The 15,319-nt window shown below is 71.8% G+C and carries 13 protein-coding genes; 4 read left to right on the top strand and 9 right to left on the bottom strand.

The genetic code is table 11. The features are described from left to right. Positions 1-133: 133 nt before the first annotated feature. The 5 genes from ACFYV5_RS04935 to ACFYV5_RS04915 form a co-directional block, all read right to left on the bottom strand. Positions 134-262 (bottom strand): SapB/AmfS family lanthipeptide, encoded by a 129-nt coding sequence (locus tag ACFYV5_RS04935; protein ID WP_355109764.1) that lies wholly within the window; start codon positions 260-262, stop codon positions 134-136. Next, positions 259-2,937, bottom strand: a complete 2,679-nt coding sequence (gene lanKC / locus ACFYV5_RS04930) for a class III lanthionine synthetase LanKC (RefSeq protein WP_389164424.1) — start codon at positions 2,935-2,937, stop codon at positions 259-261. The genes ACFYV5_RS04935 and lanKC overlap by 4 nt, the downstream gene beginning before the upstream one ends. 234 nt (positions 2,938-3,171) lie before the next feature. Further along, complete coding sequence (locus ACFYV5_RS04925) at positions 3,172-3,921, bottom strand: succinate dehydrogenase/fumarate reductase iron-sulfur subunit (RefSeq protein WP_355109768.1); 750 nt, start codon at positions 3,919-3,921, stop codon at positions 3,172-3,174. Then, positions 3,918-5,864, bottom strand: a complete 1,947-nt coding sequence (locus ACFYV5_RS04920) for a fumarate reductase/succinate dehydrogenase flavoprotein subunit (RefSeq protein ID WP_389164420.1) — start codon at positions 5,862-5,864, stop codon at positions 3,918-3,920. The genes ACFYV5_RS04925 and ACFYV5_RS04920 overlap by 4 nt, the downstream gene beginning before the upstream one ends. 1 nt (position 5,865) lies before the next feature. Next, positions 5,866-6,588 carry a succinate dehydrogenase gene (locus tag ACFYV5_RS04915; RefSeq protein WP_389164417.1) on the bottom strand — a complete coding sequence of 241 codons (723 nt, stop codon included), beginning with the start codon at positions 6,586-6,588 and terminating at the stop codon, positions 5,866-5,868. A gap of 72 nt (positions 6,589-6,660) precedes the next feature. Between ACFYV5_RS04915 and ACFYV5_RS04910 the strand changes: the two genes are divergently transcribed. Beyond that, on the top strand, positions 6,661-7,548 hold the full coding sequence (locus tag ACFYV5_RS04910) for a LysR substrate-binding domain-containing protein (RefSeq protein WP_355109773.1): 888 nt from the start codon (positions 6,661-6,663) through the stop codon (positions 7,546-7,548). 297 nt (positions 7,549-7,845) lie between these two features. Here ACFYV5_RS04910 and ACFYV5_RS04905 read toward each other — a convergent pair whose 3' ends face one another. From ACFYV5_RS04905 to ACFYV5_RS04895, 3 genes are all read right to left on the bottom strand, one after another. After that, positions 7,846-10,011 carry a putative bifunctional diguanylate cyclase/phosphodiesterase gene (locus ACFYV5_RS04905; protein WP_389164414.1) on the bottom strand — a complete coding sequence of 722 codons (2,166 nt, stop codon included), beginning with the start codon at positions 10,009-10,011 and terminating at the stop codon, positions 7,846-7,848. Beyond that, positions 10,008-10,820: an SAM-dependent methyltransferase gene (locus ACFYV5_RS04900; protein WP_389164411.1), complete on the bottom strand. Its 813-nt coding sequence runs from the start codon at positions 10,818-10,820 to the stop codon at positions 10,008-10,010. Before ACFYV5_RS04900 ends, ACFYV5_RS04905 begins: the two co-directional genes overlap by 4 nt. 266 nt (positions 10,821-11,086) lie before the next feature. Further along, positions 11,087-12,103 carry an SCO0930 family lipoprotein gene (locus ACFYV5_RS04895; RefSeq protein WP_389164408.1) on the bottom strand — a complete coding sequence of 339 codons (1,017 nt, stop codon included), beginning with the start codon at positions 12,101-12,103 and terminating at the stop codon, positions 11,087-11,089. Between the two features lie 208 nt (positions 12,104-12,311). On the opposite strand from ACFYV5_RS04895, the gene ACFYV5_RS04890 reads away from it, so the two are divergent. The 3 genes from ACFYV5_RS04890 (at position 12,312) to ACFYV5_RS04880 (ending at position 14,468) form a co-directional block, all read left to right on the top strand. Continuing rightward, on the top strand, positions 12,312-12,845 hold the full coding sequence (locus ACFYV5_RS04890) for a hypothetical protein (RefSeq protein WP_389164405.1): 534 nt from the start codon (positions 12,312-12,314) through the stop codon (positions 12,843-12,845). Positions 12,846-12,865: 20 nt separating this feature from the next. Beyond that, positions 12,866-13,630: a DUF4239 domain-containing protein gene (locus ACFYV5_RS04885; RefSeq protein ID WP_355109783.1), complete on the top strand. Its 765-nt coding sequence runs from the start codon at positions 12,866-12,868 to the stop codon at positions 13,628-13,630. A 277-nt stretch (positions 13,631-13,907) separates the two neighbouring features. Further along, on the top strand, positions 13,908-14,468 hold the full coding sequence (locus ACFYV5_RS04880; RefSeq protein WP_355109785.1) for a hypothetical protein: 561 nt from the start codon (positions 13,908-13,910) through the stop codon (positions 14,466-14,468). Positions 14,469-14,612: 144 nt separating this feature from the next. Here the strand turns inward: ACFYV5_RS04880 and ACFYV5_RS04875 are convergent, their stop codons facing one another. Beyond that, the gene (locus tag ACFYV5_RS04875) at positions 14,613-15,146 is read right to left on the bottom strand and encodes a hypothetical protein (protein ID WP_389164401.1); all 534 of its coding nucleotides are present in this window, start codon (positions 15,144-15,146) and stop codon (positions 14,613-14,615) included. Between the last annotated feature and the right edge of the window lie 173 nt (positions 15,147-15,319).

Below are 15,319 nucleotides of genomic sequence, written 5' to 3'. Positions count from 1 at the left end.
GGCGGGTGTGGTTCCCCCGGCCGGGCAGCCCCCGCGCTCGGCCCCCGACGGCCGGTGCCCCCGGAGACGCGCTCCAGGGGCACCGGGACTCCGCGCCGACGTGCTCGGTTGCCGTACGCGGAGCCGGACCGGGTCAGTTACAGGTCGTCACGCTGAGGCTGCTGTCGCCGCAGAGCAGAAGGCTCGCGCGGCTACCGGTCTCGACGTCACCGACGGCCTCGTCCTTGGGGGTCTCCAGCGACTGCAGGTCGAGCAGGTTCATGATCGTTTCCTTTCGTGTGGGGACGGTGGTGCATGGACGACCCCGGTACGGGGCCGGTTCTGGGGCCGCGGAAGCGGCGGGAGGAAGGGCAGGTGTGCCGGGCGTTCGCCCAGCGCTGCCGCGAGGGCCAGCAGGACGCCCGCGGTGCCGGTGGCGAGGTCCATGGAGAGCCGCATCATCTGTTCGCCGGGGAAGGCGAGATGGCCCTGGTAGGCCATCGCGTGCCAGGTCAGGCAGTCGACCTGGCGGCGTACGTCCGCCGGCTCCGTGCCAGGGCCGCCGGCGTTCGTGCGGGCGAGGTGGAGCACCATCCCGGCGGCGCCGCGGAAGAGTCCCGGCTGGGCGTAGAAGGTGGCCTGCGCCGCCCGCACGATCTCGCGGCGGGCCCGGTCGAGGGCGTCGTCGCGGCGGTGGAGGAGGTAGTCGTCGATCACCATGCCGATGCCCACACTGCCGGCGCCGAGGTACGGCATCGTCCGCCAGCCCTCGTCGACCTGGAGGGTGCCGGAGATTCCGCGCACACACCGGGAGAGGTCGTCGTGAAGCGCTTCGGCGGCGAGGTCGAGAAGGGCGGTGTCCCGGGTGCGTTCGTAGAGCCGGACGAACAGCAGTGCCCGGCCGGCCCCACCGTGCAGCAGCCCGGTCCGCACCCGGCCCGGTGACTCCCCCGCCGCCGGGGAGGAGGCGGCGGGCGGGCGGGCCGTCAGTTCCGCGCAGCGCAGGGCCGCGTCGTGCAGGCCCGTCTCACCGGTGGCGGTGGCCAGGGCGTCCAGGGCCAGGCCGATACCGGCCGTTCCGCCGTGTAAGTCGGGGGCGAGCGCGTCGTGGTCCTCTGCCAGGACGAGTTCGGCCAGTTCGAGGGCGGCCGCCGTGTGCCCGAGCCGCTGGAGGGTCCACGCGATGCCGGTCAGCCCGTCGTAGAAGCCGAGCGGCGTGCCGGACCCGGGCTGTTTCGCGTATCGCAGGAGTCCGGCCTCCGCCGCGGGGCATCGCTCGGCCCCGCTCTCCTGGAGGGCGTGGAGGACTCCCGCGGTGCCGTAGCCGAGGGACAGCCCGCCGCCGGCGGTGGCGAACTGCGCGATGTCGCCGGGGAAGAAACGATCCTCCCGGTCCGGGGTCGCCGATGCCAGGATCGCGCGCACCATCGAGTCGCGGCTGCGCGGCCAGTCTCCCGGCTCCTCGGGAAGGAAACGGGCCCTGCCCGCGGGACGGCCGGGCGCCGGCGCACCGTCGGGAGGCGGGTCACCGACCGGCTCGCGGATGATCTCCCGTACTGCCGCGTCCAGGAAGTCCCGGGGTACCGGGAACCGCGCCGCCGCGACCTCCGCCAGGTGCGCGGCCTTGGCCCGGTCCACGGCGAACAGGCTGGTGAGCGGGACGAACAGGGCGATGCGCAGGCAGGCGAGGGCGTAGCGGTCCACGTCGAGGCCGCGCCGGTCGGCGGGTGCGACGAACGCCGGGTTGGCGACGGTCTGGCGGCCGCCGGCCGCGACCGGCTGTGCCGCCTCGAAGTCCAGCAGCACCACGGAGGACTCGTCCTCGGACACCATGATGTTGAACAGGTGCAGGTCGTTGAAGACGATCCCGCGTGCGTGCACCGCTGCCACGGCCTGCTCGACGAGCCCGTGTACGCGCAGAGCCCACTCCGTGTACTCGGCGAGCCGCTCCGCCGACGGATCGGCCTCCATCAGCGGATGCCTGCGGGCGAAGAAGGTGTTGAGCGGCTTGCCCTCCACGAACTCGAGGGCGAGGAAGTGGTGGTCGCCGAGGGTGAAGCTGTCGAGGACCTCCGGTGTGCAGGCGAGCCCCGAGAGCCGCTCCAGCGCGGCGCGTTCGCGGTGCAGCCGCGTGACGGCGTCGGCGCCGTCGGCGGCCAGCCCGGCGTACGGCCGCGCCTCCTTCAGGACGACCCGCCTCCCGGTCGGCCGATGCCGGGCTTCGTACACGCCGCCGCCGTTGGAGAAGTGCAGGGCCTTCTCGATCTCGTACGGCATGTCCTGGACGGTCACCGCGGCCCTCGCGTCGAGGTGCGGACGCAGGAAGGGGGGCGCGGTCACCCACGCGGGCACGGAGAAGACGGGACCGCGCTGGTCGGGTACGAGGGTGCCCGAGCCGTCCTCGATGGCCGGCCGCAGCTCCCCGTGCTCGTCGTAGCAGTGGCGGCGGACGAAGCTGCCGTACCGCAGGTGCACGGGGCCCCGGCCCCACCGCAGGTCGCTGAGGATGTAGGGGCCCGGCTCGCCGTCGAGCAACCGCGCCAAGTCGGTGGCCACGTGCTCGCACCGCTCGTCGTCGGCCGGGTAGACCGTGATGAACTTGCCGCTCGCCGCGCGGTCCGCGTACTTGGCGTTGCGCTGGTGCAGCAGGTACCGGCTCGGGACGAATTTGAAGGCGACGTCATGGCGCAGGCAGTAGTCCCGGACGGTGGCGAGGACCTTCTCCGCGTTGTCGAGAGCGGCCGAGACATGGATCTTCCAGCCCTGCGCCGGGAGCGGGCGGCCCAGCGGGCGCAGGGCGAGCCAGTCGCCCGTCCGCCGGCGGGTCCAGCCCTCGGGGACGGGGAGCGTGGCCGCCGGGTAGAGGGAGTCGCCCCCTCCGTCGGCGAAGACGAGGCGGTGCGGGGCGTCGTAGAAGTGACGGTCGGCGTCGCAGAAAACCGCGTACCCCTTGTTCACAACGCACTCCCTCGGTCGGTGACGAGACGACGTTGTCACGGCCCCGAGGGGCCACGACAGTCGCCGCTGTCACCTTCCGCCCATGCGGTACGCACAGGTAACCGGCCGCCGCCCCTGCCTCGGCGGGACGTCGGCGGCCGGCTACGCGGCTCGGTCCGCGGTGGAGAGGCCCTGGCCCTGCGCCACGTACGGTCGCCGTGCGTGCTGTACGGGCCGCGTCCACCCGGGTCCCCCTTACCGGCGGCCGGACGTGCGCTGGGCGCGCAGCCACTCCTTGTTCATCGCCGCGATCGAGGGCAACGGAATCCCCTTCGGGCAGGCCGTCGCGCACTCGCCGGTCAGGGTGCAGCCGCCGAACCCCTCGGCGTCCATCTGGCCCACCATGTCCAGGACGCGCGTCTCGCGCTCCGGGGCGCCCTGGGGCAGGACGTTCAGGTGGTTGACCTTGGCGGAGGTGAAGAGCATCGCCGAGCCGTTGGGGCAGGCCGCCACGCACGCTCCGCAGCCGATGCACTCGGCGTGCTCGAAGGCGAAGTCGGCGTCCGCCTTGGGGACGGGCGTGGCGTGGGCCTCGGGGGCCGCGCCCGTCGGGACGCTGATGTAGCCGCCGGCCTGGATGATGCGGTCGAAGGCGGAACGGTCGACGACCAGGTCCTTGACCACCGGGAAGGCGGAGGCGCGCCACGGCTCGATGTCGATCGTGTCGCCGTCGCGGAAGGCCCGCATGTGGAGCTGGCAGGTGGTGGTGCGCTCCGGGCCGTGGGCGTCGCCGTTGATGACCAGGCTGCACGCGCCGCAGATGCCCTCGCGGCAGTCGTGGTCGAAGGCGACGGGGTCCTCGCCCTGGAGGATGAGCTCCTCGTTGAGCGTGTCGAGCATCTCCAGGAACGACATGTCGGAGGAGATTCCGTCCACCTCGTACGTGGACATGGCGCCGGGGGCGTCGGCGTTCTTCTGGCGCCAGACGCGCAGGGTGAGCTTCATGCGTAGCTCCGCTGGGTGGGGTGGACGTACTCGAAGACGAGGTCTTCCTTGTGCAGGACGGGGGCGTCGCCGGTGCCCCGGAACTCCCAGGCGGCGGCGTACGAGAACTCCTCGTCGCGCCGGGCGGCCTCACCGTCCGGGGTCTGGGACTCCTCACGGAAGTGGCCGCCGCAGGACTCGGCCCGGTTCAGCGCGTCGAGACACATCAGCTCGGCGAGCTCCAGGTAGTCGACGATCCGGTTGGCCTTCTCCAGCGACTGGTTGAACTCCTCGCCCGTGCCCGGCACCTTGATCCGGCGCCAGAACTCCTCGCGGATCTGGGGGATGCGGTCGAGTGCCTTGCGCAGTCCCTCGTCCGTGCGGGCCATGCCGCAGAACTCCCACATCAACTCGCCCAGTTCGCGGTGGAAGGAGTCGGGTGTACGGTCGCCGTCGACCGAGAGCAGCAGGTTGAGGCGGTCCTCGGTCTCGGCCAGCACCTCGCGTACCACCGGGTGGTCGTCATGGAGCGGTTCGCTCGACGGGTGGCGGGCCAGGTAGTCGTTGATCGTGGACGGCAGGACGAAGTAGCCGTCGGCGAGGCCCTGCATCAGCGCGGAGGCGCCGAGACGGTTGGCCCCGTGGTCGGAGAAGTTGGCCTCGCCGATCGCGAACAGGCCCGGCACGGTGGTCTGGAGGTCGTAGTCGACCCAGAGTCCGCCCATCGTGTAGTGCACGGCGGGGTAGATCCGCATCGGCACCTCGTACGGGTTCTCGGCGGTGATCCGCTCGTACATGTCGAAGAGATTGCCGTACTTCTCCTCGACCGCCTTGCGCCCCATTCGCCCGATGGCGTCCGCGAAGTCGAGGTAGACGCCCTGGCCGCCCGGTCCGACGCCCCGGCCCTCGTCGCAGACGTTCTTGGCGGCGCGGGAGGCGATGTCGCGCGGGACGAGGTTGCCGAAGGAGGGGTAGATGCGCTCCAGGTAGTAGTCGCGCTCGTCCTCGGGGATCTCGGCGGCGGGGCGGGTGTCGCCCTTCGCCTTGGGGACCCAGATACGGCCGTCGTTGCGCAGCGACTCGCTCATCAGCGTGAGCTTGGACTGGTGGTCGCCGGTGCGCGGGATGCAGGTGGGGTGGATCTGGGTGAAGCAGGGGTTGGCGAAGTACGCTCCGCGCCGGTGGGCCCGCCAGACGGCGGTGGCGTTGGAGTTCATCGCGTTCGTCGAGAGGTAGAAGACGTTGCCGTAGCCGCCGCTGGCGAGGACCACCGCGTCCGCGAAGTGGGTGGAGATCGCGCCGGTGATCAGGTCCCGGGCGACGATGCCGCGGGCCCGTCCGTCGACGACGATCAGGTCCAGCATCTCGGTACGGGCGTGCAGCTCGACGTTGCCCGCCGCGATCTGGCGGGACAGCGCCTGGTACGCGCCGAGGAGGAGCTGCTGGCCCGTCTGGCCGCGGGCGTAGAAGGTGCGGGAGACCTGGACGCCGCCGAAGGAGCGGGTGTCGAGCAGGCCGCCGTACTCCCGGGCGAAGGGGACGCCCTGGGCGACGCACTGGTCGATGATCTCGACCGAGATCTGCGCGAGGCGGTGGACGTTGGACTCGCGGGCGCGGAAGTCGCCGCCCTTGACGGTGTCGTAGAAGAGGCGGTGGACGGAGTCTCCGTCGTTACGGTAGTTCTTCGCGGCGTTGATGCCGCCCTGCGCGGCGATGGAGTGGGCCCGGCGCGGGGAGTCCTGGTAGCAGAACTGGACGACGTGGTAGCCCTGTTCGGCGAGGGTCGCGCCGGCGGAGCCGCCGGCGAGGCCGGTGCCGACGACGATGACGGTGTGCTTGCGGCGGTTGGCCGGGTTGACCAGCTTGGCCTGGAAGCGGCGGGTGTCCCAGCGCTCCGCGATGGGGCCGGCGGGGGCCTTGTGGTCGACGACCGGGTCACCGGTCTCGAAGTCGAGGAAGCTCATGTCAGCTCACCACTCCGGTCATGACGGCTACGGGGACGGAGACGAAGCCCGCGGTCAGCACAAGCGCGAGGCCGTTGGCGAGGGCCTTGAGCACGCGCTCGCGGCGGGCGTTGCCGACGCCGAGCGTCTGGGCGGCGCTCCAGAACCCGTGGCGGACGTGGAGGCCGACGGCGAGCATGGCGACGAGGTAGATCACGTTGCCGTACCAGGTGGAGAAGGTGTCGACGACGTTCTCGTACGGTCGGCCCTCCTGGAAGCCGCCGGGGTGGACGGTGCCGGTGGTCAGGTCCAGGACGTGCCAGACGATGAAGAGGGCGAGGATCACACCGCCCCAGCGCATGGTGCGGGTGGCGTAGGAGGACCTCTTGCGGCGGTGGACGTAGGCGGTGGGCCGGGCCTTGATGTCCCGCCTGCTGAGCTGGTACGCGGAGACGGCATGGGCGACGACGGCCGCGAGCAGCACGATCCGGACGAGCCACAGGCCCCAGGAGTAGTGCAGGACGGGCTCGCCCATGGTGCGCAGCCAGTGGCCGTACCTGTTGAACTCCTCGGGGCCGAAGAAGACCTTGAGGTTGCCCATGACGTGGGCCACGAGGTAGCCGAGCATGATCAGGCCGCTGACGGCCATGACCGTCTTCTTGCCGATCGTGGACGCCCAGAATCCGCGGGAGCGCGGGGGCGACGGTGGTCGTTCCGTCGGTGCCGTCTTCGTTGCCAGAGCCATGCGCACGACGCTAGGGCCGAAGGACCCCAGAGGTCCAAGACATGGTCCGGCTCATCTCGATAGGCTGAGCCTATGCAGTTCCAGCAGCTTCTGTACTTCGTGGCCGTGGCCGAGACCCGGCACTTCACCCGCGCCGCCGAGCGGGTGCATGTCTCCCAGCCCTCGCTCTCGCAGCAGATCAGGGCCCTGGAGCAGGAACTGGGGGCGGAGCTGTTCAGCCGGGCGCGGGGGAACATCGCGCTGACGGACGCGGGCGAGGCGCTGCTGCCGCTGGCCCGGCGGATCCTGGCGGACACGGACACGGCCCGGCACGAGGTGCAGGAGCTGGTGCAGCTGAAGCGCGGACGGGTGCGGCTCGGCGCGACACCGAGCCTGTGCACGGGTCTGCTGCCGGACGTGCTGCGCGCCTTCCATGATCTGCACCCGGGGATCCGGCTGCTCATCGAGGAGAGCGGCTCGCACGACCTCGTACGGGAGCTGGCGCGCGGCGCGCTGGACCTGGCGTTGGTGGTGCTGCCGCTGCCGACGCCGTCACCTGCGCTGACGACCGTGGAGCTGCTGCGCGAGGACCTGGTGGTGGTGTCGAGCGCGGCGGCGCCGGCGCCCGGGCGGCCGGTGCGGATCGCGGATCTGCGGGACCAGCCGCTCGTGATGTTCCGGCACGGTTACGACCTGCGGGAGCTGACCGTGGCGGCGTGCCGGGCGGAGGGCTTCGAGCCGTCGTTCACGGTGGAGGGCGGCGAGATGGACGCGGTGCTGGGGTTCGTACGGGCGGGGCTGGGGGTCGCGGTGGTCCCGGCGATGGTCGCGGCGCGGGCGGGTCGGGACCTCCGGGTCACCTCGCTGGCCCGCCCGGGGCTGCGCCGCACGATCGCCCTGGCACACCGCAGCGACGTGGCCCCACCCCGCGCGGCCCGCGAACTCCAACGCATCCTCCTCGCCTCCCGCCCTGCCCGATAGCCCCGGTGCCCTCGCCCGCAACGCGGGGCGGCGCCCACGCTCACCCCCGACCTGGTTGTGGGCAATCGTCCCGCTGGGCGGGACGGGTGGGCACAACCCGACAACGGCGCCGCACCGGTGGGCACCGCGGGCATGGGAGCCTGGGCCCGGCAAGGGCGCCGTCCCGTGTGCCCACCCGTCCCGCCCTGCGGGACGATTGCCCACACGGGCATGGCGTGGCGGCCGGGGCGGGCACCGGACCAGCGGGACTGGGCGGGAACGGCCCAGCAGGCGACGGCAGGCCCGCCCGTGGGCGAGTTACACCGCGTCCGCCAGGAGCAAGGAGTGGATGCGGTCCGGGGCGCCCGGGCGGGCGTAGTACCAGCCCTGCGCCGTGTCGCAGCCCAGTTCCCGCAGCTGCTGCGCCTGCGCCCGCGTCTCCACCCCCTCCACCGTCACCGCCAGTTCCAGGCTGTGCGCCAGCGCGACGATGCCCTCCACGATCTTGAGGTCCACCGGGTCCGCCGGGTGCTGCTGCATGCCGCGCGTGAAGGACCGGTCCAGTTTGAGGACGCTCACCGGCAGCCGGCGCAGGTTCGCCAGGTTCGAGTACCCCGTGCCGAAGTCGTCCAGGGCGATGTCCACGCCCATCTCCGCGAGCTGCCGCAGCGGCTTCAGCAGGTCGTCGTCCGCGCCGATCAGCGCCGACTCGGTGACCTCCAGGCACAGGGCACCGGGCTCCAGGCCCGAGCGCTCCAGGACGTCGACCGTGTCGGCGACCAGCCGCGGGTGGTGCAGCTGGGTCGGCGAGAGGTTGACGTTGATCCGCAACGGACCGCCGTCGGTGTGCCGGGCCTGCCAGAAGCGAGCCTGGCGGACCGCCTCCTGGAGCACCCAGCGGCCCAGCGGCACGATCAGGCCGGTGTTCTCGGCTAGCGGGATGAACCGGTCGGGTCCGAGCACACCGTGCTGCGGGTGACACCACCGTACGAGCGCCTCCGCGCCGTGCACACTGCCGTCGCCGAGGTGCACCAGCGGCTGGTACTCGATGAAGAACTCGCCGCGCTCCAGCGCCGCCGGCAGCGCGGTGGTCAGCCCGTGCCGGGTGATGGCGCGGGCGTCGGCCTCCGCGTCGGCGAACTCGAAGCGGTTGCCGCCCGCCGACTTGGCGCGGTACATGGTGATGTCGGCGCTGCGCAGCACCTCGGCCGGGGTGCGCTCCCCCGCCGGTCCCTCGACGACGCCGATGCTGCCCCGTACGGTCAGCTCACGCCCGTCGATCCGGACGGGTGAGGCGAGTGCGGCGAGGATACGGTTCGCCAGCTCGACGACGTCCCCCTCGGTGCCGGGCCCGGTGGTGAGGGCGACGAACTCGTCGCCGCCGAGCCGGGCCACCATCTCGCCCGGGGCCGTGGCGCAGGTCTGCAACCGGTCGGCGACCTCGACAAGGAGACGGTCCCCGGCCGAGTGGCCCAGGCTGTCGTTGATGGCCTTGAAACCGTCGAGGTCCAGGTAACAGAGCCCGAAGCGGGCGCCGTCGCCCGCGGTGAGCGCCTTCTCCAGGCGCTCGAAGAACAAGGTCCGGTTGGGCAGCCCCGTGAGCGCGTCGTGGGTCGCCTCGTACCGCAGCCGCAGGTTGAGCAGCCGTCGCTCGGTGGTGTCCTCCAGCAGCGCCAGCTGGTACTGGGGGAAGCCCTCGGCGTCGCGGAGCAGCGAGACGGTGAGGTTGGTCCACAGGACCGTGCCGTCGCCGCGGTCGTACGGCTTCTCGACCCGGTAGTTCTCCCGCTCGCCGCGGACCAGTTCGTCGTAGAGCCGCCAGACGTGCGGACCGTCCTCGGGGTGCACCCAGTCGCTGACGTTGCGGTTGCGGATGGTCTGCTCCAGACCGCCGAACATCCGGGTCAGCGTCTCGTTGATCTCCAGGATGTTTCCTTCGAGATCGGCGATGCCGATGCCGATCGCGGCCCCGTCGAAGACCGCCCGGAAGCGGCTCTCGGTGGTGTGCAGGGCCACTTCGGCGGCGCTGCGGGCGCTGAGCGCGGAGCGGGCGATCGCCTCCTGCTCCAGCAGGGTCCGCTCGCGCAGGGCCTGCGCGAACCCGGCGGCGAGGGCGTGCTGGAGCCGCGAGCTGCGGGAGCGAAGCTCCTCGGCGGGTATCTCCCCCTCCATGCCGCAGTACAGCACCAGGTAGGAGTCGATGACGCCGAGGGTGCGGCTGAGCGCGTCCGGGTCGGTGCAGTGCGCGGCCACCAGCGCGGCCCCCGTGCGGTGGGCGGGGGCCGTGTCGAAGGGCCGGGCGTGCAGCGCGTCGCACAACGTACGGGCGAGCGGCTGCAGATGGAGCTCGAAGTCGGCGCGGGTGAGCGAGGTCGCGGTGACGGGGAAGATGGCCCGGCTCCAGATGGTCGCGAACCGCCTGAGTCTGTCTTCCGGGCCGTCCGGGTCCGCGCCGGAACCGGACGGCTGAGACGGCACCTTCACGCCTTGCGCCCCACCCCTGCGAAGCCCGAGAAGGCGTATGGATCCTCCTCGTCCGTGGGGCCCTCGGGCCGCCAGAGAGGCATGGAGACGAGGCCCGGGTCGACCAGGTCGAGACCTTCGAAGAAGCGCAGGATCTCGGCGTGCGAGCGCATCACGAGCGGACTGCGGATGTTCCGGTAGACCCCGACGGTGCCGCCGGCCTGCTCCTGCGTCAGCGGGATGCCCTCGTAGGAGGCGTGGGTCACGACGACGATGCTGCCGGGGGCGAGGGCGTCGACGAGTTCGGCGACCGCCCGCCCCGGCTCGTCCTCGTCCTCCAGGAAGTGCAGGACGGCGACGAGCAGCAGGGCCACCGGCCGGTCGAGGTCGATGAGTTGTCCGACCTCGGGGCTGTGCAGGATCTCCTGCGGCTTGCGCAGGTCCGCGGAGAGGACCGCCGCGTCGTCGTTGCCCTCGAGGACGGCCCTGCTGTGCGCCACGGCGACCGGGTCGTGGTCGACGTACACCACCCGGGCGCCGGGGGCGGCGGCCTGGGCGACCTCGTGGACATTGCCGAACGTCGGTATGCCGGAGCCGATGTCGAGGAACTGGGTGATGCCGTTGTCGACCGCGAAACGGACCGCGCGGCGCATGAAGGCACGGTTCGCCTGCATGACCTTGGGGAGTCCAGGCATGAACTCCATGGCCTTCCGGGCCGCTTCCCGGTCCACCTCGAAATTGTGCGAGCCGCCCAGATAGAAGTCGTACATACGGGACACGCTCGGCACCGAAATATCGATACCCGGCGGAGCCCAGGCGGGACGCTCCATCAATGTCTCCAACAAGTCGCCACGGGGGATACGGCCATGTGTTCGCGGCCGGTGTTCGAGCCGAGGCTACTGATCGCCCGCCGAGAGGGCGAGTAGAAACGGAAATTCGCGGTCCGTTCTTGGTCACACGCCATTGGCACGTGCAGCCGGAACGCAGATTTCACGCCTTCAGGCCGTGCAAATTCACGTGCATATGGACGTGCGCCGGCCCGCCGTCACACAAGGGTGACGGCGGGCCGACCGGCCGGAAGCGCGGCGCGGGGGACCTACTTGGGCGCTCCGACCAGCTTTCCCTCCGGGGACACGGCGTACCAGGTACCGCCCACACCTTGGCCGTTGATGTCTCCGGGGGCCTCGTCGCCGGCGAACGTGTAGAGGGGCCAGCAGTCGATCGTCTGCTGCTTGACGCCGTCGGGGCGGTCGAAGGTCACGAAGCCCTTCTTGGTGATCCCCTCGATGTCGTTCTTGTCGACGGGGGCGACAACCGGCCACTTCTCCAGACAAGCGCCGGTGCAGGCCGACTTCATGGGCCAGGCGGAATCCTTCTTGAATCGGTAAACCGTCATTCCTCGCGAATCGACCACGATGTCACCGAGCTCGGGGTCCTTGCGCACCGAGAGGCCGGGTGCGGCCGAACCGGAATCCTCCGCATCGCCCGCGTCCGCTCCGCCACCGACGTCCGCCCCGGCACCCGCAGCGGGGGCGGCGGCCTTCTTGCCGTCGGGGGCCGCGGCGAACCACGTGCCGCCGACGCCCTGGCCGTTGATGTCTCCGGGCTTGGTGTCTTTCGCGTACCGGTACATCGGCCAGCCGTCGAGGGTGAGTTGCTTGCTGCCGTCGGCACGGGTGACTTCGCCGAGCAGCGCGGCGTCCACGCCGGCCGGGGGCTTGGCGCCCGCAGCGCTCACGACGGGCCACGCCTTGGCGCAGTCCCCCTCGCAGGTGGCACGGGGCGGGGAGGAGGAGTCCTTGTCGAAACGGTAGAGGGTGAAGCCCTCGCTGTCCGTGACCACCTTGCCCAGTTGCTTGGTGTCGTCCACCGCCAACTGCCCGGCCGGTTCGGCCGCGCCGGCCCCCGCCCCGCCGCCGGTGTCGGACCCGTACCCCCCGGAGGCGTACCCGCCGGATCCGTAGCCGCTGTCGGCCGGCGCGCCGGCCGGGCTCGCCGCTCCGGCGGGCTGCCCGTCCAGCGGCGACTCGCCCTTCTCCTGACCGCACGCCGTCGTCAACGCGAGGACGGCCGCCGCCGTCAGCGCGAGTGCCGCGTTCCCCCAGGACTTCATGTCGACTCCCCTTGCTCCATGGTGATGTCGGCGCGGCGCTGGACGCCGTTCCCGGTAGTGGATACGGAACTCGGGCGCCCGCCACTCAAAGGGAGGCGAAGAAGTTTTCGCGGAAACGTCAAACCAGCGCCCTTCGAGAACCCCTCCATCCGGGGAATCCGGGCCGTTCCCGCCCTGCCGCGCCGGGCTTGCGATCATGATCTTCGGCGTGTCTCTGTACGGATCGTCTCTCGCGCGGCCCTTGGCGGCCGCCGCGCTGCTGTGGCTGATCGCCACACCGGTGCCGGCCGCCGCCGATGCCTGCGCCTATGCCTCGACCGGGCCCGGGGGTTCGAACACCTCGGTCTCGGTCATCGGGCCCGGCGCGTGCTCGCCCACCCCGGCTCCACCACCCCCTCCCCCGCGACCTGCGCCCACGCCCACCCCGAAGCCCCCGCCGCCGGCCCCGGCGCCACCCCCTCCCGTACGGGCGGATCCCCCGCCCCCACCCCCGCCGGCGCCTGCGGATCCGGTCCCGCCGCGGCCCGCCCCGGCGCCCGAAACGCCCGAGGTGCCCGCCCCGCCGCCCCCGAGCCCCTCGCTGAGCACCCGCCCGCCGGCGCCGACTCCCGTCGCCCTGCCCGCCTACCGCCGCGCCCAGCGGCCCGAACCCAAGGGCGGAGGCTCGCTCGTGTCCATGACGCTGCTCGTCACCGTCCCGGCGGTGCTGGCTGCCGTGACCCTGCGCCCCCGCTCCCGCTGAGCCCCGACCGAGAGAACACCATGTCCGAATGGCTTGTCCTGACCATCGCGATGGCCGCCGCCTGCGCCGTCGTCCTCACCATCGTCGTCATCAACAACCGCAGGGTCCCCGACGACGACGACCCGAGCGAGACCCCCGACGTCATGGAGTACATGACCATGATGATCGGCGTGATCTACGCGATCGTGCTCGGCCTCGCCATCGCCGGAGTCTGGGAGGCGCGCGGCGCGGCCCAGGAGACCGTGCGCCAGGAGGCCCAGGCGCTGCACGAGATCTCGGCGCGGGTGGAGGTGTATCCGGCCGACGTCCGGACCCGGATCCGCGCCGATGTGGACGCGTACGTCTCCTTTGTGGTCGACGAGGAGTGGCGCCACATGTCCGAGCACGGCGAGCTCAGCGAGGAGGGCACCCGGCTCCTGGAGCAGGTACGCCGGAGCGTGACCGACTACCGGCCGGCCGACGACCACGAGGGCCAGGCGTACCAGCCGCTGGTGGACCAGGTGGCGGTGGTCGACGACGCGCGGGGCGCCCGGGGACAGAACGCGGGGGCGACCATGCCGGGAGTGGTGTGGTTCGGCCTGATCATCGGGGCGCTGGTGACGGTCGGCCTGATCTTCACCCTGCAGATCCGGCGTACCGGCCGGGAACTCCTCCTCGCGGGACTGTTCAGCGCGCTCATCGCCTTCCTGCTGTTCCTGATCTGGGACTTCGACGCGCCCTTCGGTCGCGGGATCTCGGCGACGGCCACACCGTTCACCGATCTCTTCCCGCAGCTCACGAGCTAGCGAGCGCCTTGTCGAACCCGCGGGGCACGGGGCCCCCTGCCGGCGGCCTGAACATCGGTCGAGCGGGCGCTGCCGCCGGCGGAGGCCGCCAAGGCCCACGGGTACGGGCCCGGGCGACACGCTCTGTAGGCCGCACGGGGGACACCCGTGCCCCATTCGCCCGCCTGGAATCGCGGCTGTGATAGAGGGCTTTTAGCGTTTCGGGCATCGAGGTGCATGTCTGGCCATTTGTGGAAACCGCTTCCGCAGCTGCTCCTCGGGGACCGGAGGATTCACCATGCGCGCGATACGCATCGCGTCCACCGCCGTGCTGGGGGCGGCCGTCCTCGCCCTGGCCGCTCCCGTCGCCTCGGCGGCGGACGGCGCACCCGCACCGAACCCACAGGCGCCACGGGCGAAGGCGCCGGGCGATTTCGTCGTCTCACCCTCGCTCGTCGCGCCGGGCGGCCGGGTGACGCTGAGCGCTCCCGGCTGCGCCAGCACGGCGATCGCCTCGTCGGGCATCTTCGACACGGTGACCATCGCACCCGGATCCTCGGCCACCGCCCTGGTGGACATGGACGCCAAGCGGGGTGCCGTCTACACGATCTCGTTCAACTGCACCGGCGGCATCACGGACACCGTCAACCTGACCATCAGCGGCACCACCGCGAGCCCGACGATCAGCTCCACCGTCCTCACCACCCCGCGCGGTGTGCGGGGCGGGGTCGGCGGTTCCGTCGACGGGATCGACACGGGGACGCTGGCGGCCGGCGCGGGTCTGGTCGTCGCCGCGGCCGCCGGCACCGTCTTCGTCGTACGCCGCCGGTCGAACCTCGACCGGGGCCGTCGCCACTGACGGGGGGTGGGGACGGTGTCGCCCCCAGCCCCCGCCCGCACCGGACACGCCCGTCGCCCCCGAGTCCTGCTCCACAGGATTCGGGGGCGACGGGCTTTTCTGGTTCGGGAGGTGCGGGGACGGCCGACCGGGAGGTTCGACCGGTCAGACCCTCGCGCCACCCATGCGGCGCCGGCGGGCGATGAAGAGACCACCACCCAGCGCGGCCGCCGCGACGAGCGAACCGCCGACGGCCATCTCCGTGGAGTCGGGGGCGAGCGAGCCGCCGATACCGCCCTGCGCGCCCGTACCGGCCAGCACACGGAACCGCTGGGTGAACGTCCGGTGGGGGCTGGTGCAGTGGACGGTCAGCGTGTGCTCGCCGAGCGTGGCGTTGTTGTGGATGCGGGCGACGGCGCTGGAGACCCCGCCGAAGGGCGCGGAAAGGCTGACCGTCGGGAAGGCGTTGGACGTGACGGTACCCCCGGTGCAGCCCTTGACGGTGATGGTGAGGGTCGACCCCTGGTGGACCGCGGAGGGGGTGACGGTGACGTTGTGGGAGCCGTCGCCTCCCCTCTGGACCTCGGAGGAGCCGACATTGACGCTGCTGGGCCCGATGGTGGCGGCAGCGAGGGGGGCCGCGAGCCCGACCGCCGCGATCGCGGTGGCGGTCACCGCCAGAGTGCGTGCAGCACGCATGGTTGAACCTCCAGTGGAAGACGCCCCGAAGCGGTGCCCCGGGAAATTCGACGAGTACGGCTTCCATGACGAACCATCACCAATACTGCCAATGACCGCATCTCGGCACTGGTCCACACCGGTGAGGCGACACGCCGGGCAAACGGCGGCGGAACTGACGGAACCGCAGGTCA

It is taken from the genome of Streptomyces sp. NPDC003035 (assembly GCF_042888285.1).
Taxonomy (GTDB): domain Bacteria; phylum Actinomycetota; class Actinomycetes; order Streptomycetales; family Streptomycetaceae; genus Streptomyces.
The sequence above is the reverse complement of the archived record's forward strand: the minus strand, read 5'-3'. Positions and strand labels throughout refer to the sequence as shown.

Bases quoted from the DNA above. Each gene is read 5' to 3' on its own strand.
- ACFYV5_RS04935 (WP_355109764.1), bottom strand. From the start codon at position 262: ATGAACCTGCTCGACCTGCAGTCGCTGGAGACCCCCAAGGACGAGGCC.
- ACFYV5_RS04925 (WP_355109768.1), bottom strand. From the start codon at position 3,921: ATGAAGCTCACCCTGCGCGTCTGGCGCCAGAAGAACGCCGACGCCCCC.
- ACFYV5_RS04920 (WP_389164420.1), bottom strand. From the start codon at position 5,864: ATGAGCTTCCTCGACTTCGAGACCGGTGACCCGGTCGTCGACCACAAG.
- ACFYV5_RS04915 (WP_389164417.1), bottom strand. From the start codon at position 6,588: ATGGCTCTGGCAACGAAGACGGCACCGACGGAACGACCACCGTCGCCC.
- ACFYV5_RS04910 (WP_355109773.1), top strand. From the start codon at position 6,661: ATGCAGTTCCAGCAGCTTCTGTACTTCGTGGCCGTGGCCGAGACCCGG.
- ACFYV5_RS04900 (WP_389164411.1), bottom strand. From the start codon at position 10,820: ATGGAGCGTCCCGCCTGGGCTCCGCCGGGTATCGATATTTCGGTGCCG.
- ACFYV5_RS04895 (WP_389164408.1), bottom strand. From the start codon at position 12,103: ATGAAGTCCTGGGGGAACGCGGCACTCGCGCTGACGGCGGCGGCCGTC.
- ACFYV5_RS04885 (WP_355109783.1), top strand. From the start codon at position 12,866: ATGTCCGAATGGCTTGTCCTGACCATCGCGATGGCCGCCGCCTGCGCC.
- ACFYV5_RS04880 (WP_355109785.1), top strand. From the start codon at position 13,908: ATGCGCGCGATACGCATCGCGTCCACCGCCGTGCTGGGGGCGGCCGTC.
- ACFYV5_RS04875 (WP_389164401.1), bottom strand. From the start codon at position 15,146: ATGCGTGCTGCACGCACTCTGGCGGTGACCGCCACCGCGATCGCGGCG.